At 66.5% G+C, this 21,416-nt stretch carries 21 protein-coding genes; 15 read left to right on the top strand and 6 right to left on the bottom strand.

The features are described from left to right. Positions 1–75: 75 nt before the first annotated feature. Together FOC67_RS26405 and FOC67_RS26400 are read right to left on the bottom strand one after the other, a co-directional pair. On the bottom strand, positions 76–681 hold the full coding sequence (locus FOC67_RS26405) for a cytochrome c (protein WP_003102831.1): 606 nt from the start codon (positions 679–681) through the stop codon (positions 76–78). Positions 682–726: 45 nt separating this feature from the next. Further along, complete coding sequence (locus FOC67_RS26400; protein ID WP_003096979.1) at positions 727–1,020, bottom strand: cytochrome c5 family protein; 294 nt, start codon at positions 1,018–1,020, stop codon at positions 727–729. 183 nt (positions 1,021–1,203) lie between these two features. Here FOC67_RS26400 and yihA point away from each other — a divergent pair, with 183 nt between their 5' ends. After that, positions 1,204–1,851 (top strand): ribosome biogenesis GTP-binding protein YihA/YsxC, encoded by a 648-nt coding sequence (gene yihA, locus FOC67_RS26395; protein WP_009316029.1) that lies wholly within the window; start codon positions 1,204–1,206, stop codon positions 1,849–1,851. Positions 1,852–2,114: 263 nt separating this feature from the next. On the opposite strand, the gene polA is transcribed toward yihA, so the two are convergent. Continuing rightward, entirely contained in the window at positions 2,115–4,856 is a 2,742-nt protein-coding gene (gene polA / locus FOC67_RS26390; protein ID WP_009316030.1) for a DNA polymerase I, read from the bottom strand. Between the two features lie 77 nt (positions 4,857–4,933). Between polA and FOC67_RS26385 the strand changes: the two genes are divergently transcribed. Beyond that, positions 4,934–5,224, top strand: coding sequence for a DUF2782 domain-containing protein (locus FOC67_RS26385; RefSeq protein ID WP_003096984.1), 291 nt, complete (start codon positions 4,934–4,936; stop codon positions 5,222–5,224). A 33-nt stretch (positions 5,225–5,257) separates the two neighbouring features. Next, positions 5,258–6,208 (top strand): homoserine kinase, encoded by a 951-nt coding sequence (locus FOC67_RS26380; RefSeq protein WP_003110565.1) that lies wholly within the window; start codon positions 5,258–5,260, stop codon positions 6,206–6,208. A 287-nt stretch (positions 6,209–6,495) separates the two neighbouring features. Here the strand turns inward: FOC67_RS26380 and FOC67_RS26375 are convergent, their stop codons facing one another. The 3 genes from FOC67_RS26375 to FOC67_RS26365 form a co-directional block, all read right to left on the bottom strand. Continuing rightward, positions 6,496–7,185 (bottom strand): hypothetical protein, encoded by a 690-nt coding sequence (locus tag FOC67_RS26375; RefSeq protein WP_003096987.1) that lies wholly within the window; start codon positions 7,183–7,185, stop codon positions 6,496–6,498. Between the two features lie 16 nt (positions 7,186–7,201). Continuing rightward, positions 7,202–9,406 carry an adenosylcobalamin-dependent ribonucleoside-diphosphate reductase gene (locus FOC67_RS26370; protein ID WP_009316031.1) on the bottom strand — a complete coding sequence of 735 codons (2,205 nt, stop codon included), beginning with the start codon at positions 9,404–9,406 and terminating at the stop codon, positions 7,202–7,204. Between the two features lie 109 nt (positions 9,407–9,515). Next, positions 9,516–10,439 carry a zinc ABC transporter substrate-binding protein gene (locus FOC67_RS26365; protein ID WP_003096990.1) on the bottom strand — a complete coding sequence of 308 codons (924 nt, stop codon included), beginning with the start codon at positions 10,437–10,439 and terminating at the stop codon, positions 9,516–9,518. A 69-nt stretch (positions 10,440–10,508) separates the two neighbouring features. Between FOC67_RS26365 and zur the strand changes: the two genes are divergently transcribed. The 12 genes from zur (at position 10,509) to FOC67_RS26305 (ending at position 21,415) form a co-directional block, all read left to right on the top strand. Further along, positions 10,509–11,012, top strand: coding sequence for a zinc uptake transcriptional repressor Zur (gene zur, locus FOC67_RS26360; protein WP_003096992.1), 504 nt, complete (start codon positions 10,509–10,511; stop codon positions 11,010–11,012). Further along, on the top strand, positions 11,012–11,821 hold the full coding sequence (znuC, locus tag FOC67_RS26355; RefSeq protein WP_003099732.1) for a zinc ABC transporter ATP-binding protein ZnuC: 810 nt from the start codon (positions 11,012–11,014) through the stop codon (positions 11,819–11,821). Before zur ends, znuC begins: the two co-directional genes overlap by 1 nt. Beyond that, on the top strand, positions 11,814–12,602 hold the full coding sequence (gene znuB / locus FOC67_RS26350) for a zinc ABC transporter permease subunit ZnuB (protein WP_003096998.1): 789 nt from the start codon (positions 11,814–11,816) through the stop codon (positions 12,600–12,602). Before znuC ends, znuB begins: the two co-directional genes overlap by 8 nt. 41 nt (positions 12,603–12,643) lie before the next feature. Next, positions 12,644–13,432 carry a PA5502 family lipoprotein gene (locus FOC67_RS26345; protein ID WP_083842354.1) on the top strand — a complete coding sequence of 263 codons (789 nt, stop codon included), beginning with the start codon at positions 12,644–12,646 and terminating at the stop codon, positions 13,430–13,432. A gap of 206 nt (positions 13,433–13,638) precedes the next feature. Further along, positions 13,639–14,646, top strand: a complete 1,008-nt coding sequence (locus tag FOC67_RS26340; RefSeq protein WP_003097002.1) for a methionine ABC transporter ATP-binding protein — start codon at positions 13,639–13,641, stop codon at positions 14,644–14,646. After that, positions 14,646–15,323, top strand: coding sequence for a methionine ABC transporter permease (locus FOC67_RS26335; RefSeq protein ID WP_003097004.1), 678 nt, complete (start codon positions 14,646–14,648; stop codon positions 15,321–15,323). The genes FOC67_RS26340 and FOC67_RS26335 overlap by 1 nt, the downstream gene beginning before the upstream one ends. Before the next feature lie 76 nt (positions 15,324–15,399). Next, on the top strand, positions 15,400–16,182 hold the full coding sequence (locus FOC67_RS26330) for a MetQ/NlpA family ABC transporter substrate-binding protein (protein WP_009316033.1): 783 nt from the start codon (positions 15,400–15,402) through the stop codon (positions 16,180–16,182). Between the two features lie 202 nt (positions 16,183–16,384). Beyond that, entirely contained in the window at positions 16,385–17,242 is an 858-nt protein-coding gene (gene qapR, locus FOC67_RS26325) for a transcriptional repressor QapR (RefSeq protein ID WP_003097009.1), read from the top strand. 4 nt (positions 17,243–17,246) lie between these two features. After that, positions 17,247–17,900, top strand: coding sequence for an isochorismatase family cysteine hydrolase (locus tag FOC67_RS26320; protein ID WP_003097010.1), 654 nt, complete (start codon positions 17,247–17,249; stop codon positions 17,898–17,900). Beyond that, complete coding sequence (locus FOC67_RS26315) at positions 17,897–19,228, top strand: glutamine synthetase family protein (protein ID WP_009316034.1); 1,332 nt, start codon at positions 17,897–17,899, stop codon at positions 19,226–19,228. Before FOC67_RS26320 ends, FOC67_RS26315 begins: the two co-directional genes overlap by 4 nt. Before the next feature lie 67 nt (positions 19,229–19,295). Further along, complete coding sequence (locus FOC67_RS26310; protein WP_083842355.1) at positions 19,296–19,964, top strand: N-formylglutamate amidohydrolase; 669 nt, start codon at positions 19,296–19,298, stop codon at positions 19,962–19,964. Positions 19,965–20,065: 101 nt separating this feature from the next. Next, positions 20,066–21,415 carry an APC family permease gene (locus FOC67_RS26305; RefSeq protein ID WP_003099715.1) on the top strand — a complete coding sequence of 450 codons (1,350 nt, stop codon included), beginning with the start codon at positions 20,066–20,068 and terminating at the stop codon, positions 21,413–21,415. Position 21,416 lies beyond the last annotated feature (1 nt).

The raw sequence follows: 21,416 nt of genomic DNA, 5'->3' as shown, positions 1-21,416 counted from the left end.
AGCGATGGCGGACGCAAAAAAGGGCAGCCGAGGCCACCCTTTTTCATACATCTTTTTTGCCGTGCTACGCAGCGATCAGTGCAGACCCTGGATGTAGCTGGAAATCGCGGCGATGTCCTTGTTCGACAGCTTGGCGGCGATGGACTGCATGATCTTGGTGTCGCCGTCGTTGGTGCGGGTGCCTTCGCGGAAGTCGGTCAGCTGCTTGGCCACGTAGGTCGCGTGCTGGCCGCCCAGGTGCGGGAAACCGGCGGTTGCGATGCCGACGCCGCTCGGGGAATGGCAACCGGTGCAGGCCGGCATGCCTTCGGCGATCTTGCCGCCGCGGAACAGCGCTTCGCCCTGGGCCACCAGGTTCGGATCGGCCATGCCGACGCTCATCTTCTGGCTGGCGAAGTAGGCGGCGATGTCGGCCAGGTCCTGGTCGCTGAGGTTGGTCAGCAGGCCGGTCATTTCCAGCACGGTACGCTTGCCGTCCTTGATGTCATGCATCTGCTTGAGCAGGTAACGCTCGCCCTGGCCGGCCAGTTTCGGGAAGTTCGGCGCCGGGCTGTTGCCATCCGCACCGTGACAGGCGCCGCATACCGCGGCTTTCGCCTGGCCCGCGGCGGCATCGCCAGCGGCATGGGCAAGGCCGGTCAGACCCAGGGTCAACAGCAGACTCACGAGAAGTTTGTTCATCAGCTAATCCAATTACGGCTAAGGGTGAAAGATAGTGGGCTTCGGCTACTTCTTCACCATCCACTGGATGGTTGCCTGGTAGTCTTCGGCACTGCAGTCGGTGCACAGGCCGCGGGGCGGCATGGCGTTGAATCCGTTGGTCACATGCTGGACCAGGGTCGGCATGCCCTTGGCCAGCCGCGGCTCCCAGGCGGCATGGTCGCCCTTTTTCGGCGCCATCGGCAGCTGGCCGTCGTGACACGCGCCACAGGTCCGGTTGAACACTGCTTCCGGGTCCTGCGCCGCCTGCGCCGTAACGGCCACCGCAACGACTGTCGCTGCGAGCAGCAGTTTCTTCATGATCGTCCTCATCAGGGGGAACGCCCGCGTTCTACCGCGCGGAAAATGCTCTGTCCGTTCCCGCGCGCGCTCGACCCTGGGGGATAAAGCGCACACAAAATCCGCGGCATTATATACTTCCGATACCGAAACGGAAACGAAACAGCCCCCCGCGACACCGAGTCGCACCCCTGTGGATAACCCATGTCAGAGAAGAACCCCATCGTCGGCCTGTGCCAGAAGGCCAGCTTTCTCATCAGTGCCGCCCAGGTCGACCAGTGCCCCCCCGACGAGGGCCTGGAAGTCGCTTTCGCCGGGCGCTCCAATGCCGGCAAGTCGAGCGCGCTGAACACCCTCACCCACGCCAACCTGGCGCGCACCTCGAAAACCCCGGGACGTACCCAACTGCTCAATTTCTTCGCCCTGGACGACTCGCGGCGCCTGGTGGACCTGCCCGGCTACGGCTACGCGAAGGTGCCGATCCCCCTGAAGCAGCACTGGCAGCGCCACCTGGAAGCCTACCTGAGCAGCCGCGCAAGCCTGGCCGGGGTGTTCCTGATGATGGACATCCGCCATCCGCTCACCGACTTCGACCGACTGATGCTGGATTGGGCACAGGCCAGCCAGCTGCCGATCCATGTACTGATGACCAAGGCCGACAAGCTGGCCTTCGGCGCGGCCAAGAACGCCCTGCTCAAGGTACGCCGGGAAGTCCAGCAAGGCTGGGGCGACGTCGCCACCCTGCAACTGTTCTCCGCGCCCAAGCGCCAGGGCGTCGACGAGGCGCAAATGGTCCTGGCGCAATGGCTGGGCCTGCTGGACGAGGAACAAGAGGCGTTCGGGGAAGCCTGAATTCCAGGCAAAAAAAACCCCGAGCTTCGTATGGGGAGGGGGAAGTTCGGGGTTCAAGTCCGGACCGCTAGGGCGGGGTCCAGGAATCTGCCAACACTAAACACTGCAAAGGAGCATCGAAGGGCTCAAGAAGCCATTCGTGTGTTCTGACTGTCGGCAAAACGGGAAAGTTCAGCGCGCCGCGAAAAACTTTTCCACGGCACCCTCCGCGGGCACTCCGGACCTGCTCGCAAGGCCCGCCACACGGGCCTCGCAACCGTTCATCAGTGGGCTTCGTCCCAGTTCGAACCGACACCCGCCTCGACCACCAGCGGTACGTCCAGGGTCGCCGCGCCGCTCATCAACGGGCGGATTCCCTCGCGCACCTGCTCGACCAGGTCCTCGCGCACTTCCAGCACCAGTTCGTCGTGCACCTGGAGGATCACCCGGGCATCGAGGCCGCTTTCCAGTAGCCAGTTATCCACAGCGACCATGGCGCGCTTCATGATGTCCGCCGCGGTGCCCTGCATCGGCGCGTTGATCGCGGTGCGCTCGGCGGCCTTGCGCATGGCACCGTTCTTCGAATGGATCTCCGGCAGGTACAGGCGACGGCCGAACAGGGTTTCGACGAAGCCCTGCTCCGCGGCCTGGGCGCGGGTCCGTTCCATGTACGCCAGGACGCCGGGGTAGCGGGCGAAGTAACGGTCGATGTAGGCCTGGGCCTCCTTGCGCTCGACGCCGATCTGCTTGGCCAGGCCGAAGGCGCTCATGCCGTAGATCAATCCGAAGTTGATCGCCTTGGCGCTGCGTCGCTGGTCGCCGCTGACGTCTTCCAGCGGCACGCCGAAGACTTCCGCCGCGGTGGCGCGGTGTACGTCCAGGTCGTGGCGGAAGGCATCCAGCAGGCCGTCGTCCTTGGCCAGGTGGGCCATGATCCGCAGCTCGATCTGCGAGTAGTCCGCGGCCAATAGCTTGTAGCCCTGCGGCGCGACGAACGCCTGGCGGATGCGCCGGCCCTCCGCGGTGCGGATCGGGATGTTCTGCAGGTTCGGGTCGCTCGACGACAGCCGCCCGGTAGCCGCCACCGCCTGGTGGTATGAGGTATGGATGCGCCCGGTGCGCGGGTTGATCTGCTCGGGCAGGCGGTCGGTGTAGGTGCTCTTGAGCTTGCTCATGGAGCGGTACTGCATGATCACCTTGGGCAGCTCGAAGTCCTGCTCGGCCAGTTCGGCGAGCACCGCCTCGGCGGTGGACGGCTGGCCGGTCGCGGTCTTGCTCAGCACCGGCAGGCCGAGCTTGTCGTAGAGGATCGCGCCGAGCTGCTTGGGCGAGCCGAGGTTGAATTCCTGCCCCGCCAGGTCGTATGCCTGGCGCTCCAGGGCGACCATCTTCTCGCCCAGTTCGCGGCTCTGGATGCCCAGCAGGTTGGCGTCGACCAGCGCGCCGTTGCGCTCGATCCGCGCCAGCACCGGTACCAGCGGCATCTCGATATCGGTCAGGACCCTGGCCAGGGACGGGATCGCCTCCAGCTTCTGCCACAGGGCCTGGTGCAGGCGCAGGGTCACGTCGGCGTCCTCCGCCGCATAGGGCCCGGCCTGTTCGATGGCGATCTGGTCGAAGGTCAGTTGCTTGGCGCCCTTGCCGGCGATGTCCTCGAAACGGATGGTGCTGTGGCCGAGGTACTTCAGGGCCAGGCTGTCCATGTCGTGGCGAGTGGCGGTGGAGTCCAGCACATAGGACTCGAGCATGGTGTCGTAGGCTACGCCCCGCAGCGCGATGGGGGTGCTGGCATTGGCCAGGACATTGATGTCGTACTTGGCATGCTGGCCGACCTTGAGCTTCTTCGGATCCTCCAGCAGCGGTTTCAACGCACGCAGCACCGCGTCACGGTCCAGTTGCTCGGGAACGCCCATGTAGCTGTGGGCCAGCGGCACGTAGGCGGCCTCGCCCTCCTTCACGGCGAAGGACACCCCCACCACCTGCGCCTGCTGGGCGTCGATGCTGGTGGTCTCGGTATCGAAGGCGATCAGCTCGGCCTCCTCCAGCTTCTTCAGCCAGGCGTCGAATCCGGCCTGGTCGAGCACCACGTCGTAGTCGACCTCGGCCTGGATAGGCGTTTCCGCCTCGCCGTTCTCGCCGGCCTCCTTGGCCTCGCGCAGGAGGTCGTCCAGCCAGTTCTTGAACTCCAGCTCGCGGTACAGGGCGATCAGCGCTTCGCGCTGCGGCTCGCCGGGATACAGCTTGTCGATCTCCACGTCCAGTTCGACGTCGGTCTTGATGGTCGCCAACTGATAGGACAGGAACGCCTGCTCGCGATTTTCCTCGAGCTTCGCCGGCAAACCCTTGGCGCCGCGGATCGGTAGCTCGGGCACCTTGTCCAGGCTGGCGTAGAGCACCTCCAGGCCGCCACCGACGCCGGTCAGCAGGCCCAGCGCGGTTTTCTCGCCGACGCCGGGAACGCCGGGGATGTTGTCGACCTTGTCGCCCATCAGGGCGAGGAAATCGATGATCAGCTCAGGACCGACGCCGAATTTCTCTTTCACGCCATCCACGTCGAGGCGGCTACCGGTCATGGTGTTGACCAGCGTAATGTGCCCGTCGACCAGTTGCGCCATGTCCTTGTCGCCGGTGGAAATCACTACCGGGCGGCCGGCCGCGGCGCTGCTGCGCGCCAGGGTGCCGATCACGTCGTCGGCCTCGACCCCCTCCACGCACAGCAACGGCAGGCCGAGGGCGCGGACGCTGGCATGCAGCGGCTCGACCTGGACCCGCAGGTCGTCGGGCATCGACGGCCGGTTGGCCTTGTACTCGGCGAACAGCTCGTCGCGGAAGGTCGGGCCCTTGGCGTCGAAGACCACCGCGAACGGGCTGTCCGGGTACTGCTTGCGCAGGCTCAGGAGCATGTTCAGCACGCCCTTCACCGCACCGGTGGGCTTGCCGGTCGAAGTGGTCAGCGGCGGCAGGGCATGGAAGGCGCGGTACAGGTACGAGGAACCGTCCACCAGGACGAGGGGCGCTTGGCTCATGAGGGGAATCAACCTTTTCCGGAGACCAGGGCGTGTAGAATGAACCCTGGACGATTCGATAAAGGAGCAAGGTTACCATGCGTACGCTGAACCGCTTGATGCTCGCCGGACTGCTGGCGTTCGCCCCGCTCGTCGCGATGGCGGCGGACGACGACGCGCCCTCCGGCGAGCCCGACGTAACCATCCGCCAGGAGGGCGACAAGACCATCCAGGAATACCGCGTGAATGGCTTCCTCTACGCCATCAAGGTGGTTCCCAAGCATGGCAAACCCTATTTCCTGGTCCGCGCCGACGGCAGCGATGGCAACTTCATTCGCTCCGACCAGCCGGACAAGCTGATTCCACAATGGGAGATCTTCAGCTGGTGATGTGCACTTCCAACCTGGCGAGGCCGCGCTGACATGTCGGTGTTCACCCCACTCGAACGCTCGACCCTGGAAGCCTTCCTCGCCCCCTACGACCTGGGCCGCCTGCGGGATTTCCGTGGCATCGCCGAAGGCTCCGAGAACAGCAACTTCTTCGTCAGCCTGGAACACGGCGAGTTCGTCCTGACCCTGGTCGAGCGCGGGCCGGTGCAGGACCTGCCGTTCTTCATCGAACTGCTCGACGTGCTCCACGAGGACGGCCTGCCGGTGCCCTACGCCCTGCGCACCCGCGACGGCGAGGCCCTGCGCCGTCTCGAAGGCAAGCCGGCGCTGCTGCAACCGCGCCTGGCCGGCCGCCACGAGCGGCAGCCGAACGCCCACCACTGCCAGGAAGTGGGCGATCTGCTCGGCCACCTTCACGCCGCCACCCGCGGGCGCATCCTCGAACGCCCCAGCGACCGTGGCCTGCCCTGGATGCTGGAACAAGGTGCCAACCTCGCCCCGCGACTACCGGAACAGGCCCGCGCCCTGCTCGCCCCGGCCCTGGCGGAGATCGCCGCGCTGGATGCCGAGCGTCCAGCGCTGCCGCGCGCCAACCTGCATGCCGACCTGTTCCGCGACAACGTGCTGTTCGACGGCCCGCACCTGGCCGGCCTGATCGACTTCTACAACGCCTGCTCCGGCTGGATGCTCTACGACCTGGCGATCACCCTGAACGACTGGTGCTCCAATGCCGACGGCAGCCTGGACCCGGCCCGCGCCCGCGCCCTGCTCGCCGCCTACGCCAACCGCCGGCCGTTCACCGCGCTGGAAGCCGAGCACTGGCCGAGCATGCTGCGGGTCGCCTGCGTGCGCTTCTGGCTGTCGCGACTGATCGCCGCCGAGGCGTTCGCCGGACAGGACGTGCTGATCCATGATCCGGCGGAGTTCGAGATGCGCCTGGCGCAACGGCAGAACGTGGAGATTCATTTGCCGTTTGCGTTGTAGGCAGGAACCGCAGGAGCACGGCCGTCCTGCGGCCGCTCCCCCTTCAAAACCCATGCGGTTTGGCGTCTTGGGTGAGGCCGAGTTGACATCCTGTCGAGGCTTCGTCGTTCAGCCCACCCCCGGCCCGGCCATCCTGGCCGGTCGTTCGCATTGAAAAACGCATGCGGTTCGGCGTCTTGGGTAAGGCCGAGCTGACATCCTGTCGAGGCTTCGTCGTTCAGCCCACCCCCAGCCCGGCCATCCTGGCCGGTCGTTCGCATTGAAAAACGCATGCGTTTTTCAAGTGCTCACCCACATTTCGAGTGTCCGCAGTTGAGGCAGGTGGCGCAGCCGTCCATCTGTACCACCGCCATGCTGTTGCACTTGCCGCACAGTTGCGCGCCGGCGGGGAAGCCTTCGCCCGGCTCGACCTTGCTGGTGCCCTGGGCGGCCTCGTAGGCGGCGCGTTTTTCCGCGAGGAAAAGACGCTGTTCCTCGTCCAGTTCAGGGCCACGCAACAGGCCGATGGCCGTCAGGTGGCGCTCCAGCACGCCGCCGATCTCGGCGACGATGGAAGGCATGTAGATGCCGCCTTTCTTCAGGTAGCCCCCGCGCGGGTCGAATACCGCCTTGAGTTCCTCGACAAGGAAGGTGCAGTCGCCGCCCTTGCGGAAAACCGCGGACATGATGCGGGTAAGTGCGACGATCCACTGGAAATGATCCATGTTCTTCGAGTTGATGAAGATCTCGAAGGGACGCCGCTGCTCGTGCGCCGTGCCCGCGTTGAGGACCATGTCGTTGATGGTCACGTAGAGCGCGTGCTCGAACAGCGGCGACTTGATCTTGTAGGTGGCGCCGATCAGGGTATCCGGGCGCTCCAGGGTCTCGTCCATCTGCACCACCGACGCGGCTTCCGCGGCGGCGGCAAGGGCCTGCTCCTCGGCTTCGTTGACGACCTTGAAGCCCTTGATCTTCTGCGTGATCTTGACTGCTGACATATCGATTCCCCCGGCCTCAGTACTTGCCGTAATAGCCTTCTTTCAAGGCGTCGAAGAGGTTGGCGGCGGTATGGATCTCACCGTCGTACTCGACCTGCTCGTTGCCCTTGAACTCCACCACGCTGCCGTCCTCCAGTTCGAAGCGGTAGCGGGTCTTCTCCAGGTCGGACTCCTTGACCAGCACGCCCTGGAACGCCTCGGGATTGAAGCGGAAGGTGGTGCAGCCCTTGAGTCCCTGGTGCCAGGCGTAGCGGTAGATGTCCTTGAAGTCCTCGAACGGGTAGTCGGTGGGCACGTTGGCGGTCTTGGAGATCGACGAATCGACCCACTTCTGCGCCGCCGCCTGGATGTCCACGTGCTGCGCCGGGGTGACGCTGTCGGCGGTGATGAAGTAGTCCGGCAGGCGTCGCGCCGGGTCGTCGCTGTCCGGCAGGGCCTGGGCGTTGACCAGGGTCCGGTAGGCCAGCAGCTCGTAGCTGTAGACCTCGACCTTTTCCTTGGTCTTGCGGCCTTCGCGGATCAGGTTGCGCGAATAATGGTGGGCGAAGCTCGGCTCGATGCCGTTGGAGGCATTGTTGGCCAGGCTCAGGCTGATGGTCCCGGTCGGCGCGATGGAGCTGTGGTGGGTGAAGCGCGCGCCGGTTTCAGCCAACGCCTCGATCAGTTCCGGAGCATGTTCGGCGACCCGTTGCATGTAGCGGGAATACTTGGCGTGAAGCACGCTGCCGCGGATGCGGTCGCCGGCCTTATAGCCATCGGCGGCCATTTCCGGACGCTTGCGAAGCATTTCCGCGGTGACTTCGTAGTCCTGCGCCAGGATCGGCGCCGGGCCCTTCTCCCTGGCCAGCTCCAGGGCCACTTCCCAGCCCACCAGGGCCATTTCCCGCGCCACTTCCTCGGTGAATACGCAGGCCTCGGGACTGCCGTAGCGCAGCTTGAGCAGGGTCAGGGTCGAGCCCAGGCCGAGGAAGCCCATGCCATGCCGGCGCTTGCCAAGGATTTCCTGGCGTTGCTGTTCCAGCGGCAGGCCGTTGATTTCCACCACGTTGTCGAGCATCCGGGTAAACACCCGCACCACTTCGCGGAAACGGTCCCAGTCGAAGCGCGCCTCGTCGCCAAATGGCTGCTCGACGAAGCAGGTGAGATTCACCGAGCCGAGCAGGCACGAGCCATACGGCGGCAGCGGTTGCTCGCCGCAGGGGTTGGTGGCGCGGATCGCCTCGCACCACCAGTTGTTGTTCAGTTCGTTGACCCGGTCGATGAGGATGAAGCCCGGCTCCGCATAGTCGTAGGTGGAGACCATGATCATGTCCCACAGGTGACGGGCGCGGACCTGGCCGTAGACCTTGCAGGCGACCATCCCGTCGGCGCGCTGGACGTAGTCGTCCTGGATCGGCCATTCGCGCCAGACCACCGCGTTGGGGTCGTCGAGGTCGATCTCGTCGCGTTCCTTCACGTGCACGGGGAACACCAGCGGCCAGTCGGCGTCCTGTTCCACCGCCTGCATGAACTGGTCGGTGATCAGCAGGCTCAGGTTGAACTGGCGCAAGCGCCCGTCCTCGCGCTTGGCGCGGATGAATTCGCGGACGTCCGGGTGGCTGACATCGAAGGTGCCCATCTGCGCGCCGCGGCGGCCGCCGGCGGAGCTGACGGTGAAGCACATCTTGTCGTAGATGTCCATGAACGACAGCGGCCCGCTGGTGTAGGCTCCGGCACCGGAAACGTAGGCGCCGCGCGGGCGCAGGGTGCTGAACTCATAGCCGATGCCGCAGCCGGCCTTGAGCGTCAGGCCGGCCTCGTGGACTTTCTCGAGGATGTGGTCCATGGAGTCCTGGATGGTCCCGGACACCGTGCAGTTGATGGTCGAGGTGGCCGGCTTGTGCCCCAGGGCGCCGGCATTGGAAATGATCCGGCCGGCCGGGATGGCGCCGTTGCGCAGGGCCCAGAGGAAGCGCCCGTACCAGTGTTCGCGGGAGGCCTTGTCCTCGACATCGGCAAGGGCGCGGGCGACGCGTTGCCAGGTACCGTCGACGCTGGCATCCACCGGCGTACCGTCCTTGCTCTTGAGCCGGTACTTCTTGTCCCAGATATCCTGCGACGCGTCCTGCAGGGCGATGGTCCCGCGTTCGGTGCGGGGACTGCGTGCGTCTGTCTTGGCCATCCGCTGATTAACCTCCCGATGGTTGTTGGGGCGTCCGAAGCCGGCCACCGTACGCAACATCTAGTTATCCGTACCTGACGGGAATCAATATCTTGTGTCAGGTAGCAACAGACAACCTTAGTCATCGGGACGCCGCGCGCAAGAGGGCGCGGCCATCAGTCACGGGTTTTCAGAGCTTTTCCAGACAGCCGGCAAATTCGCCTGCCAGGTTGTTCAGAAGATTCTCATAGCCGTTGGCGTCCACGCTCACGTTCACGCCCAGGTCGTCCAGTTCGGCCAGGCGCACCGGCAGGCCTTCGCTGAGGGTGTCGGCCAGCCGCGGTCGAAGCGGCGGCTCGCTGAAGATGCAGGCCGGACCGGCGGCCTTCAGCTGGGCGCGCATGGCGGCGACATGGCGTGCTCCCGGCTGGACCTCCGCGGATACCGCGAACACGCCGGTATGGCGCAACCCGTAGGCTTCCTCGAAATAGTCGAAGGCTTCGTGGAAGACGAAGAAAGGCTTGCCGGCAAGCTTGCCCAGGCGTTCGCGGAGTTTCCCGTCGAGCCCGCCGAGGCGCTCCTCGAAGGCCTTCAGGTTGGCCCGGTAGCGCCCGGCGTTGGCCGGGTCGACCTGGGCCAGGTCCTCGGCCATCCGCGCGGCGATGGTGCGGGCGTTGGCCGGCAACAGCCAGAGGTGGGCGTCGAGCATGCCGGGACGATGGTCATGGTCGTGCTCGTCGTGCCCGGCATGCTCCTCTTCCTCGAAATTGACGAACTTGCGCAGGTGCATGCCCGGCAGGTCCTGCACCGCGACGCTGGTGCCCTGGCGGCCGGCGAGCACCTTGGGCAGGAAGTTCTCCAGGTCCGGGCCGATCCAGTAGAACAATTGCACCTCGCGCAGCCGCCGTACGTCGGAAGGACGCAGGGCGTACTGGTGTGGCGAGGCGCCCGGCGGCAGCAGTACGTCCGGCTGGCCGACGCCGTCCTGGATGGCCGCGGCGACCAGTTGCAGCGGTTTGATGCTGGTCAGCACGCTGACCTCGGCGCGCGCCGGCGAAGCCAGCAGGAACAGGGCGAAGCAGGCGGACAGCAGGGCAAAGGGACGCAGGGTCACGGCGGCACTCACATGAAAGGTGGTTAGCGGGTAATATAATAACGTCTCTACCCTCGAGCGTCGCAGCCCATGTACAAGATTGCGCCCAAGACCCCGCTGGCCTGCCAGCCCCATGACCACAGCCAGTGCGTCAGCACCGCGCTGGCCGAGGCCGATGCGCTGTGCGCGCGCCAGGGCGTGCGCCTGACCGAACTGCGGCGGCGCGTGCTGGAACTGGTCTGGCAGAGCCACAAGCCGCTGGGGGCCTACGATATCCTCGCGGTGCTCAGCGAAACCGACGGCCGCCGCGCCGCGCCGCCGACCGTCTACCGCGCGCTGGACTTCCTCCAGGAGAACGGCCTGGTGCACCGCATCGCCTCGCTCAACGCATTCGTCGGCTGCAACAACCCGGAGCACAGCCACCAGGGCCAGTTCCTCATCTGCCGCACCTGCCACACCGCGATCGAGCTGGAACAGCCGGATATCAGCCGGGCCATCGTCGCCGGAGCGAACAGCGTCGGCTTCGCCGTTGAAAGCCAGACCGTCGAGGTGGTCGGCCTCTGCGGCACCTGCCGGGACCAGAAGGACGCCTGATGGACAACGCGCTGGTGCGGCTGACCCAGGTCGGCGTGTCCTTCAACGGCCAGGCGGTGCTGAGCGATGTCGACCTGGCCATCGAGCCCGGCCAGATCGTCACCCTGATCGGCCCCAACGGCGCCGGCAAGACCACCCTGGTACGCAGCGTGCTCGGCCTGCTCAAGCCGCACGTCGGCGAGGTCTGGCGACGGCCGCGGCTGACCATCGGCTACATGCCGCAGAAACTCCACGTCGACGCCACCCTGCCGCTCAGCGTACTGCGCTTCCTCCGCCTGGTACCCGGGGTCAGGCGCGAGCAGGCGCTGGCGGCGTTGCGCGAGGTCGGCGCGGCGCACGTGCTGGAGCGCCCGCTGCAAAGCATTTCCGGTGGCGAACTGCAACGCGTGCTGCTGGCCCGCGCTCTGCTGCGCAAGCCCGAACTACTGGTGCTCGACGAGCCGGTGCAGGGCGTCGACGTTGCCGGCCAGGCCGAACTCTACCGCCTCATCGGCAAACTGCGCGACCGCTACGGCTGCGGTGTGCTGATGGTCTCCCACGACCTGCACCTGGTGATGAGCGCCACCGACCAGGTGGTCTGCCTGAACCGCCATGTCTGCTGCTCAGGGCACCCCGAGCAGGTCAGCGGCGACCCGGCCTTCGTCGAGCTGTTCGGCCAGGACGCTCGCAGCCTGGCGATCTACCACCACCATCACGACCACGCCCACGACCTCCACGGCGAGGTGGTCAAGGCCGGTCCCGGCGCCTTGCCTCCAGGCACCCGCTTCACTCCTGTCCACAAGCACGGCCCCGACTGCAACCATGGCTGACTTCCTGCTCAACGCCCTCCTCGCCGGCCTCGCCCTGGCCCTGGTGGCTGGCCCCCTGGGCTCCTTCGTGGTCTGGCGGCGGATGGCCTATTTCGGCGATACCCTGTCCCACGCCGCACTGCTCGGGGTAGCCCTGGGTTTCCTCCTCGATGTCAGCCCGACCCTGGCTGTGACCGTCGGCTGCGTGCTGCTCGCGGTGCTGCTGGTGACCCTGCAGCAGCGCCAGCCGCTGGCCGCCGACACCCTGCTGGGCATCCTCGCCCACAGCACTCTGTCGCTGGGCCTGGTCACCCTGAGCTTCATGAAGGAAGTGCGGGTCGACCTGATGGCCTACCTGTTCGGCGATCTGCTGGCGGTGAGCGCCAGCGACCTGCTGTGGATAATCGCCGGCAGCGCGCTGGTCCTGGCATTGATCTGCTTCCTCTGGCGGCCGCTGCTAGCGATCACCGTGCACGAGGAACTGGCGAAGGTGGAAGGCCTGCCGGTCGGAGCGATCCGCCTGGCGCTGATGTTGCTGATCGCCATCGTCATCGCCGTGGCGATGAAGATCGTCGGCGTGTTGCTGATCACCTCGCTGCTGATCATTCCCGCCGCCGCCGCCCAGCGCCATGCCCGCAGTCCCGAGCAGATGGCGGTCGGTGCCAGCCTGCTGGGACTGGTCGCGGTGTGCGCCGGCCTGGCCCTGTCCTGGTTCAAGGATACCCCCGCCGGCCCCTCGATCGTGGTCAGCGCCGCCGGCCTGTTCCTGCTGAGTTTTGTCCTGCCCCGCCGCACGGTGTAGAATCTGGCGATTTTTTGACCAAACGAGAACCCGCAGGAATGATGTCGTCCTTCTTTCGCCTGCTGTCCATCCTGGCGGCGGCGCTGCTGGTCAGCGCCTGCCAGGGCAATGCGTCGTCGCAACCGACGCCGGTGGTCGCGCCCCAGGCGCAGCCCGCCGATCCCTATGCCGAACTGCAGGAAACCCTGGCCGCCGGCAAGCTCGAACAGGCCGAGCAACAATGGCTGGCCCTGCGCAGCGCAGCCGCCGGCGACGAGCGCGTCGAAGCATTCCGCCGCCAGTTGGCCGAAGCCTACATGCAGCGCGGGGAAACCGCGCTGCGCCAAGGAGACCTCAACACCGCCACCAGTGCCCTCGGCCATGCCCGCGGACTGATGCCCAAGGCGCCGGCGCTGACCGCCGGGCTGGACGGTGCGATCAACCGCGCCAAGGTCGATCCCGCCCGCGCCGAGCAGGCCCGACGCATGCAGCAGGCGGCCCAGCAGCAGATGCAGCAGATCATCCAGACGCCGCCCGACGGCGAACTGAAGCCGCTGCCCGGCGCTCCCCACCTGATCGATCCGCAAGCGGCCAGCAGCGCCGTGCCCCTGCCGATGCTCGACGGCCCCGGCCAGGGCGGGCTCGGTGCGGTGCTCGATGCGGTGGCCGCGGATGTCGTCGCCTACCGTTGCAGGGTGCATATCGAAGTGCGCCGGGACAGCGACTATCCGCTGGTTTCCGACCAGCTCCTGGCGCGGGTGAAGAAGCTCTCACCCGATTTCGACCTGCATCTCAGCCATGTCGTACAGGCCGACAAGCCGACCCGATTGATACTTACCCCCCGGAATTGAGGCCGGTCCAGCCCCGGCCGCAGCAGAAAGCGCTTGTCGGGAGCGAGCCAGACGCTTATTCCATTTCAATGATTTTTCATCACCAATAAATATTAATAATGCATAAGAAAGCAAGGTAAAATGTTCGGTTTAGCTGACCGCCCATGCTTCCCGCCAAGCCCGTGCTCCAGCCGTAACAGCATCGCCGCACCCACAAGGTTCGCCCAGTGATCGAATTCCACGACGTCCACAAGACCTATCGAGTTGCCGGTCGGGAAATCCCCGCCTTGCAACCGACCCGCCTGAACATCCAGGCCGGGCAGATTTTCGGCCTGATCGGCCATTCCGGTGCCGGCAAGAGCACCCTGCTGCGCCTGATCAACCGCCTCGAGGAGCCCAGCGGCGGCCGCATCCTGGTCGAGGGCGAAGACGTCACCGCCCTCGACGCCGAAGGCCTGCGCCGTTTCCGCCAACGCGTCGGGATGATCTTCCAGCACTTCAACCTGCTGTCCTCGAAGACCGTCGCCGACAACATCGCCATGCCCCTGCGCCTGGCCGGCGGCTTCAGCCGTGCCGAAGTCGATGCGCGGGTCTCCGAGCTGCTCGCACGGGTCGGCCTGTCCGACCACGCGCGCAAGTATCCGGCCCAGCTCTCCGGCGGACAGAAACAGCGCGTCGGCATCGCTCGCGCCCTGGCCTGCCGGCCGAGCATCCTGCTCTGCGACGAGGCCACCAGCGCCCTCGATCCGCAGACCACCGCCTCGGTCCTGCAACTGCTGGCGGAAATCAATCGCGAGCTGAAGCTGACCATCGTCCTCATCACCCACGAGATGGACGTGATCCGTCGTGTCTGCGACCAGGTCGCGGTCATGGACGGCGGCGCCATCGTCGAGCAGGGCGATGTCGCCGATGTCTTCCTCCATCCGCAGCACCCGACCACCCGCCGCTTCGTGTTCGAGGCCGAACGGGTCGACGAGGACGAGCGCCACGACGATTTCGCCCATGTGCCGGGTCTCATCCTGCGCCTGACCTTCCGCGGCGAAGCCACCTATGCGCCACTGCTGGGCACCGTGGCGCGGCAGACCGGGGTCGACTACAGCATCCTTTCCGGACGCATCGACCGCATCAAGGACACGCCCTACGGCCAGTTGACCCTGGCCCTGGTCGGCGGTGACCTGGAAGCCGCCATGAGCCAGTTGAACGCCGCTGACGTACATGTGGAGGTACTGCGCTGATGGACTTCTTCGAAACCATGAGCTTCGCCAACATCGACTGGTACGAAATCTGGCTGGCCAGCGTCGACACCTTCTGGATGCTCGGCGGTTCGCTGCTGTTCACGGTGGTCCTCGGCCTGCCCCTCGGCGTCCTGCTGTTCCTTACCGGGCCACGGCAGATGTTCGAGCAGAAGGCGGTCTACACCCTGCTCTCGCTAGTGGTGAACATCCTCCGTTCGTTGCCGTTCATCATCCTGCTGATCGTGATGATCCCGCTGACCGTACTGATCACCGGTACCTCGCTGGGCGTCGCCGGGGCCATCCCGCCGCTGGTGGTGGGCGCCACGCCGTTCTTCGCGCGCCTGGTGGAAACCGCGCTGCGCGAGGTCGACAAGGGCATCATCGAGGCAACCCAGGCGATGGGCGCCAGCACCCGGCAGATCATCTGGAACGCCCTGCTGCCGGAAGCCCGGCCGGGCATCATCGCCGCCATCACCGTCACCGCCATCACCCTGGTCTCGTACACCGCGATGGCCGGAGTGGTCGGCGCCGGCGGGCTGGGCGACCTGGCGATCCGCTTCGGCTATCAGCGCTTCCAGACCGACGTGATGGTGGTCACCGTGGTGATGCTGCTGATCCTCGTCCAGATTCTGCAAACCGTGGGCGACAAGCTGGTGGTGCACTTCTCGCGCAAGTAAGCTTGCCGGCCAAGCCCAAAACCCTGAGCGCCGCGGTTATCCACAGCCGCCAGGAACACCTCGAAAGGAGTTGAAGATGAAAAAACTGCTTGCTGCTTTCTCCGCTGTCGCGGCGCTCGGCCTCACCGCCGCCCAGGCCGCCGAGACCCTCACCGTCGCGGCCACCCCGGTGCCGCACGCGGAGATCCTCAATGTGGTCAAGCCGCTGCTGGCCAAGGAAGGCGTGGAACTGAAGGTCAAGGAGTTCACCGACTACGTGCAGCCGAACGTGCAGGTCTCGGAAAAGCGCCTGGACGCCAACTTCTTCCAGCACCAGCCGTACCTCGATGAGTTCAACAAGGCCAAGGGCACCGACCTGGTCGCCGTGACCGGCGTACACATCGAGCCGCTGGGCGCCTACTCGAGCAAGTACAAGAAGCTCGACGAACTGCCTTCCGGCGCTACCGTGGTGATCCCCAACGACGCCACCAACGGCGGCCGCGCCCTGCTCCTGCTGGACAAGGCTGGGGTGATCAAGCTCAAGGACAACAAGAGCATCACCGCCACGCCGAAGGACATCGTCGACAATCCGAAGAACATCAAGATCCGCGAACTGGAAGCCGCGACCCTGCCGCGCGTGCTGACCCAGGTCGACATGGCGCTGATCAATACCAACTACGCCCTGGAAGCCAAGCTGAACCCGACCAAGGATGCGCTGGCCATCGAAGGCAGCGACTCGCCCTACGTGAACATCCTCGTCGCGCGGCCGGACAACAAGGACAGCGACGCCATGCAGAAGCTGGCCAAGGCCCTGCACAGCGCCGAGGTCAAGCAGTTCATCCAGGAGAAATACAAAGGCGCGGTGGTGCCGGCGTTCTGAGCCACGCTGCGTAACCGCCCCTGGAAAAAGCCCGGTCTTCGACCGGGCTTTTTCGTTTCCGGCCCGGCCGCACGTCTGCCTGCCGTGCCACGACAGCGGTCATTCGGTCGTTTTCGGGGAATGTAGTGAAAAAAACATTCCGTCACATATTGAACAATCTGAAAAATTCACTACACAATCGACCCACCTTCGAGGATGCCCCATGCAAGAACTAAAACAACGCCTGGCCTCCCCGCCCGCCGAACTGACTCCCGCGGAGCGCAAGGTGGTGCGTGCCCTGCTCGATGACTACCCGCGCCTCGGCCTCGGCCCGATGACGCGCCTGGCCCGGCACGCCGGAGTCAGCGACCCGACGATCATGCGCCTGGTGAAAAAGCTCGGCTTCGCCGGCTACGGCGACTTCCAGGAAGCGCTGCTGGCCGACGTCGACGACCGCCTGCGCTCGCCGCGCACCCTGCTCGCCGAACGCCGCGAGCGGATGGGCCGCGACGACACCTGGGCGCGCTACCTCGACCAGGCTGGCCAGAGCCTGCAACAGACCCTCGGCCTGACCCGCCCCGATGACATCCAGCGCCTCGCCGACTGGCTGCTCGACAGCCGCCTGCGCGTGCACTGCCACGGCGGACGCTTCAGCCGTTTCCTCGCCGGCTACCTGGTCACCCATCTGCGCCTGCTGCGCCCGCAATGCCGATTGCTCGACGACGGCGCCCTGCTCCCCGACCAGCTCTACGACCTCGGCCGCCAGGACCTGCTGGTCCTGTTCGACTATCGCCGCTACCAGAGCCAGGCCCAGCACGTGGCCCAGGCCGCCAAGGCACGCGGCACACGGCTGGTGCTGTTCACCGACATCTACGCCTCGCCGCTGCGCGAACACGCCGACCTGATCGTCAGTTCGCCAGTGGAATCCGCCTCGCCCTTCGACTCGCTGGTGCCGGCCATGGCCCAGGTCGAGGCACTGGTAGCGACCCTGGTGGCGCGCATGGGCGCGCCGCTCGACGAACGCCTGGAGGGCATCGACCAGCTCCGCAACGCGTTCAGCAGTCATCTTCTGGAGGAATGACCCGATGTTCAGCCTGCCCCACCACTCGCCGCGCGACCTGCCGTTCGGCCGCCGGCAGACCGCCATCCTGTTCGTCGACATGCAGCGCGCCTGGGTCGAGCCGGGGCGCGACCCGCACGTCGATCCGCAGGCGGCCGGCTACTTCTACGAGCGCGTGCAGAACCAGGTGATCCCCAACCAGCAGCGCCTGCTCGGGGCCATGCGCGCAGTGGACGAGAACGTCCTGCACACCGTCATCGAGAGCCTCACCGCCGATGGCCGCGACCGCTCGCTGGATCACAAGCTGTCGGAGATGCACCTGCCCAAGGGCAGCCCGGACGCCAGGGTGATCGACGCCCTGGAGCCGACCGCCAACGAGATCGTGCTGCCGAAGACCTCTTCCGGCGTTTTCAACTCCACCGCCATCGACTACGTACTGCGCAACCTCGGCACCCGCCACCTGATCGTCTGCGGGGTGGTCACCGACCAGTGCGTGGACATGGCCGTGCGCGATGCCGCCGACCGCGGCTACCTGGTCACCCTGGTCGAGGATGCCTGTGCCACCCATACCCCGGAACGCCACCAGGCCTGCCTGGAAGCGATCAAGGGCTACTGCTGGATCAGCGACACCGAGACCGTCCTGCAACGCATCGCCGCCCTCGGCCGGAGCAACCTGTGAACCGCCTGCAGCCGGTACGCCTGGTCAGCTTCGTCACCACCGACCTGGCCGGCATCACCCGCGGGCGCTCGCTGCCCCTGGCGACCCTGGAAGAGCAACTAGCCAGCGGTTGCGGCTGGGTACCGGCGAACAGTTCGCTGACCCCGCAGGACCTGATCGACGAGAGCAGCCCCTGGGGCAGCCACGGCGACCTGCGCCTGCTGCCCGACCCGAACAGCCGGGTGCGCGTCGAGCAGGGTCCCGACGCCGCTGCGCCGGCGCTCGACTACCTGCACGGCAACCTGGTGGAAACCGACGGCACGCCGTGGCCGGCCTGCCCGCGCGGCCTGCTGCGGGCCGAGGTGGAACGCTATCGCGACAGCGGCCTGCAGGTCATCGCGGCGTTCGAACACGAATTCAGCCTGCTCGGCCTGCCCGGCGAGCGTCCGGCCGCGGCGTTTTCGCTGCAGGCCCAGCGTGCCGCCGGGCAGTTCCCCGGCTGGCTGGTCAGCGCCCTGGCCCAGGCCGGCACCGAGCCGGAGATGTTCCTCCCCGAATACGGCCAGCGCCAGTACGAAGTCACCTGCCGCCCGGCGCAGGGCGTGGCCGCCGCCGACCGCGCGGTGAACGTCCGCGAGGTCACTCGCGAAGTGGCGCGGCAGATGGGCCTGCGTACCTGCTTCGCACCGCTGCCGGCACCCGGCGCGGTGACCAACGGGGTACACCTGCACCTGAGCCTGCAACATGCCGACGGCAGCCCGCTGCTGTACGAGCCCGGTCGACCCAACGATCTCTCCGAACTCGGCGAGCACTGGGCCGCCGGCGTGCTCGCGCACCTGCCGGCGCTGTGCGCGCTGACCGCGCCTACCGCCGCCTCCTACCTGCGCCTGAAACCCCACCACTGGAGCGCCGCCTACGCCTGCCTGGGACTGCGCAACCGCGAAGCGGCGCTGCGCATCTGTCCGGTGGTGAGCGTCGGCGGCAAGCCGTTGGGCAAGCAGTACAACCTGGAATTCCGGCCGATGGACGCCACCGCCTGTCCGCACCTGGCGATGGCCGCGGTGCTGATCGCCGGCCGCCTGGGCATCGAACGACGCCTGCCGCTGCGCGCCCTGGCCGATGTCGATCCGCACGGCCTCAGCGACGAAGAGCGCCAGGCCCGCGGCATCCAGGCCCTGCCGGCGACCCTCGGCGATGCGCTCGACTGCCTGCAGCGCGACGAGACGCTCTGCGCCGAGCTGCCAAAGCCGCTGCTGGACACCTACCTCGCCATGAAGCGCCACGAACTGGCACTGACGGCGGGCCTTTCCGACGACGACCTGTGCCGCCACTATGCCGAGCTTTACTGACAACCCCGAACTCGGCATCTACCAGCTGCCTCCCTACCGCTTGCTCAACCCCGAAGGGCGCAGCCCGGTGGTCCTGGTCTGCGAGCACGCCAGCCGGCACATCCCGCTGGAGTTGCAGCGCCTCGGCCTGGCCCAGGCCGCGGCGGAAGAACACATCGCCTGGGATATCGGCGCCCTGGCGCTGGCCGAAGAGCTTTCCCGGCGGCTCGACGCGCCATTGCTGGCGGCCGGCTACTCGCGCCTGCTGATCGACCTGAACCGACCGCTGGAGGCACCCGACAGCATTCCGCCGCACAGCGAGATCTACCCGGTTCCCGGCAACCGCGAGCTGTCCGAGACGGTGCGCCGCTATCGCCAGGATTGCCTGTTCCATCCGTTCCACCAGCGCCTGACGCAACTGCTCGACGAGCGCCAGGCCGCCGGCGTGCCGACCCGCGTGGTCGGCGTGCACAGTTTTACCCCGGTGTACCACGGCAGACCCCGCCCGCTGGTTGCCGGGGTGCTTTATCGCAACGCCGGCGCCTACGCCGGGCGCATCCTCGACGGTTTGCGCCGGCACGGCCTGGAAGTCGCCGGCAACCAGCCCTATGCGATCGACCCGGCGGAAGACACTACCGTTCCGGTGCATGGCGACGCACGCGGTCTGGAAGCGGTGCTGCTGGAGATCCGCAACGATGGATTGCGCACGCCGGATGCGGTGAGCGCCTGGGCCGAGCGTCTGTATCCCTGGCTCTGATGCGATGACCGGCGCCGCCGGTCGCCAATAACGAGAAAGAGGCCCGCTTCGCGTGCGGCGCCGATAACGACAATACGCTGCCTTTTCCCGAGGAGCCCGTCATGGCCATCGAACAGTTCGGATACCGGCAACAGCTGCGCCGCAGCCTGTCCCTGAGCGACCTGATCATCTACGGGATGATCTTCATGATCCCCATCGCCCCGTTCGGGGTCTACGGCTGGGTCCATGCCGACGCCCACGGCATGGTGCCGATGGCCTACCTGGTGGGCATGCTGGCGATGCTCTTCACCGCCCTCAGCTACGGAGCCATGGCCAAGGCCTTTCCGATTGCCGGCTCGGTGTATTCCTACGCCCAGCGCGGCATCCACCCCCATGTCGGCTTCATCGCCGGCTGGGTGCTGCTGCTCGACTACCTGCTGATCCCGCCGCTGCTCTATGTGTTCAGCGCGCTGGCGCTGAACCACTTGTTCCCGGCGATCCCCAAGCTGGCCTGGATGCTGCTGTTCCTGGTCTCGGCGACCCTGGTCAACCTGCGCGGCATCACCTTCGCCGCCCGCGCCAACCTGTTGTTCCTGATCGGAGAGCTGGTGGTCCTGGCGATCTTCCTGGTGGTCGGCTACCAGGCGCTGGAAGGCGGCCTGGGCAACGGCCGGCTGACCCTCGAGCCGCTGTATCGCCCGGAGGCCTTCGATCTCGGCCTGGTGATGAAGGCCGCCTCGATCGCCGTACTGTCGTTCCTCGGCTTCGACGCCATCTCCACCCTCGCCGAGGAGGTCAAGGGCGATCCCGCGCGACAGATCGGCCGCGCCGCGCTGATCGCGCTGTTCATCATGGGCGGCATCTTCATCGCGCAGACCTGGCTGGCCACCGACCTCGCCGCCGGGATGAACTTCAAGTCGGCGGACACCGCCTTCTACGAGATCGCCGAAGCGGCCGGTGGCCAGTGGCTGTCGATGCTGACCGCGGTAGCCACCGCGCTGGCCTGGGGTGTCACCGTGTCGATCACCTCGCAGGCAGCGGTCTCGCGCCTGCTCTACTCGATGGCCCGCGACGGCAGGCTGCCGCGCGCGCTGGCCAGGGTCCATCCGCGCTACCAGACGCCGCACGTCAGCCTGTACCTGGTGGCGGTGCTGTCGCTGGGAATCGGCTGGGCCTTCCTCGACGCACCGGACGTGCTCACCTCACTGGTGAACTTCGGTGCCCTCACCGGCTTCTGCCTGCTGCACCTGAGCGTGATCAACCACTACTACCGCCGCCAGCGCTCCGGCCAGTGGTTGCGGCATCTACTGTTCCCGCTGGTGGGCCTGGCGATCATCGCCTACGTGCTGTACAGCATGAGCCTCGACGCACAGTTGCTCGGACTGGCCTGGATCGCGGTGGGGCTGGTCTACCTGGCGTTGCTGCAACGCGGCGGGCGCCAGGCGCCAACGGAGTTGGCCAAGGATCTCTGAC

The sequence above is a fragment of the Pseudomonas sp. FDAARGOS_761 genome, assembly GCF_013343155.1.
GTDB classification, from domain to species: domain Bacteria; phylum Pseudomonadota; class Gammaproteobacteria; order Pseudomonadales; family Pseudomonadaceae; genus Pseudomonas; species Pseudomonas aeruginosa.
The sequence above is the reverse complement of the archived record's forward strand: the minus strand, read 5'-3'. Positions and strand labels throughout refer to the sequence as shown.

What these genes read in the sequence shown, in the direction of transcription:
- yihA (WP_009316029.1), top strand. Translation starts at nt 1,204, where the DNA reads ATGTCAGAGAAGAACCCCATCGTCGGCCTGTGCCAGAAGGCCAGCTTT.
- FOC67_RS26370 (WP_009316031.1), bottom strand. Translation starts at nt 9,406, where the DNA reads ATGTTGCGTACGGTGGCCGGCTTCGGACGCCCCAACAACCATCGGGAG.
- FOC67_RS26385 (WP_003096984.1), top strand. Translation starts at nt 4,934, where the DNA reads ATGCGTACGCTGAACCGCTTGATGCTCGCCGGACTGCTGGCGTTCGCC.
- FOC67_RS26380 (WP_003110565.1), top strand. Translation starts at nt 5,258, where the DNA reads ATGTCGGTGTTCACCCCACTCGAACGCTCGACCCTGGAAGCCTTCCTC.
- qapR (WP_003097009.1), top strand. Translation starts at nt 16,385, where the DNA reads ATGCAAGAACTAAAACAACGCCTGGCCTCCCCGCCCGCCGAACTGACT.
- FOC67_RS26375 (WP_003096987.1), bottom strand. Translation starts at nt 7,185, where the DNA reads ATGTCAGCAGTCAAGATCACGCAGAAGATCAAGGGCTTCAAGGTCGTC.
- FOC67_RS26320 (WP_003097010.1), top strand. Translation starts at nt 17,247, where the DNA reads ATGTTCAGCCTGCCCCACCACTCGCCGCGCGACCTGCCGTTCGGCCGC.
- polA (WP_009316030.1), bottom strand. Translation starts at nt 4,856, where the DNA reads ATGAGCCAAGCGCCCCTCGTCCTGGTGGACGGTTCCTCGTACCTGTAC.
- FOC67_RS26345 (WP_083842354.1), top strand. Translation starts at nt 12,644, where the DNA reads ATGTCGTCCTTCTTTCGCCTGCTGTCCATCCTGGCGGCGGCGCTGCTG.
- FOC67_RS26335 (WP_003097004.1), top strand. Translation starts at nt 14,646, where the DNA reads ATGGACTTCTTCGAAACCATGAGCTTCGCCAACATCGACTGGTACGAA.
- zur (WP_003096992.1), top strand. Translation starts at nt 10,509, where the DNA reads ATGTACAAGATTGCGCCCAAGACCCCGCTGGCCTGCCAGCCCCATGAC.
- znuC (WP_003099732.1), top strand. Translation starts at nt 11,012, where the DNA reads ATGGACAACGCGCTGGTGCGGCTGACCCAGGTCGGCGTGTCCTTCAAC.
- FOC67_RS26330 (WP_009316033.1), top strand. Translation starts at nt 15,400, where the DNA reads ATGAAAAAACTGCTTGCTGCTTTCTCCGCTGTCGCGGCGCTCGGCCTC.
- FOC67_RS26305 (WP_003099715.1), top strand. Translation starts at nt 20,066, where the DNA reads ATGGCCATCGAACAGTTCGGATACCGGCAACAGCTGCGCCGCAGCCTG.
- FOC67_RS26405 (WP_003102831.1), bottom strand. Translation starts at nt 681, where the DNA reads ATGAACAAACTTCTCGTGAGTCTGCTGTTGACCCTGGGTCTGACCGGC.
- znuB (WP_003096998.1), top strand. Translation starts at nt 11,814, where the DNA reads ATGGCTGACTTCCTGCTCAACGCCCTCCTCGCCGGCCTCGCCCTGGCC.
- FOC67_RS26400 (WP_003096979.1), bottom strand. Translation starts at nt 1,020, where the DNA reads ATGAAGAAACTGCTGCTCGCAGCGACAGTCGTTGCGGTGGCCGTTACG.